Source organism: Lentzea sp. CC55, from assembly GCF_021056325.1.
Classification (GTDB): Bacteria; Actinomycetota; Actinomycetes; order Mycobacteriales; family Pseudonocardiaceae; genus Lentzea; species Lentzea jiangxiensis.
In genome coordinates this window covers 1-1,082 of sequence record NZ_JAJCXE010000047.1, presented here as the reverse complement: position 1 = coordinate 1,082, position 1,082 = coordinate 1, and the positions used below count along the sequence as shown (strand labels likewise).

General features: G+C 68.2%; 1 protein-coding gene. It reads left to right on the top strand.

What is annotated here, in order from left to right; translation table 11 throughout:
- The first annotated feature begins 104 nt into the window (after positions 1-104).
- Complete coding sequence (locus L6E10_RS31360) at positions 105-1,073, top strand: IS481 family transposase (RefSeq protein WP_236223767.1); 969 nt, start codon at positions 105-107, stop codon at positions 1,071-1,073.
- Positions 1,074-1,082: the final 9 nt, after the last annotated feature.

Here is a 1,082-nt window from a genome sequence, read left to right as displayed (position 1 = left end):
TGTACCTGGCCAACACGTTGGTGACGGTGTGTCGGCTTGATCATGGGTGAGGCCTCCGGGTGCGGTGGTGATTGCGAAGTCAGTCACCACAACCGGAGGCCTCGATGGGACACCGTAATGCCCGTCTGACAGTGCATGGACGCCTGGTCCTGGTTGAGCGGGTTTCCGCCGGCAGGCCTGTCGCTCACGTGGCCAAGGAGTTGGGTGTCTCGCGGCAGTGCGCGCATCGGTGGGTGCGCCGGTTCCGCGACGAGGGCGCCGCGGGCCTGGCCGATCGTTCGAGCCGGCCGCACCACACGCCGTCTCGGACCTCGGCCGCGGCGGAGCGCCGGGTCGTGGCGGCACGTGGCGAGCTGCGGTGCGGACCGGCTCGCATCAGCGCTGTCACCGGTGTGCCCGTCCGGACCGTGTCACGGGTGCTGGCCCGGCACGACGTGCCACGGCTGGCCGAGTGCGATCCGCTGACCGGGCAACGCATCCGCGCCACCCGCCATAGCACCCGCCGCTACGAACACCCCGCGCCCGGCGACCTGGTCCACCTCGACGTCAAGAAGATCGGCAAGATCCCGCCCGGAGGCGGCTGGCGCGCTCACGGCCGCGGTCCCAAACCTCGCTCGGTGCGGGGCCTGGGCTACGACTACGTCCACGCCGCCGTCGATGACCACTCCCGGCTCGCCTACGCCGAGATCCACGACGACGAGAAAGGATCGACCTGCGCGGGCTTCCTGCTCCGCGCCGCCGCGTGGTTCGCCGAGCAAGGCGTTCCCCGAGTTCATCGTGTCCTGACCGACAACGCCAAAAACTACGTGATCTCCCACGACTTCGCCGCCGCCATCACGGCGATCGGCGCCCGCCACAAGACGATCCGACCGCATTGTCCCTGGCAGAACGGCAAAGTCGAGCGGTTCAACCGCACCCTGCAGACCGAGTGGGCCTACTACGAGATATTCGGCGACAACGCCGTCCGATCCGCGGCACTGGCGCCCTGGCTTGATCACTACAACACTGAACGCGGTCACCACGCACTCGACGGGCACCCACCCATCAGCCGCGTTCAGTCACCAACCTCATGACCAAGTACA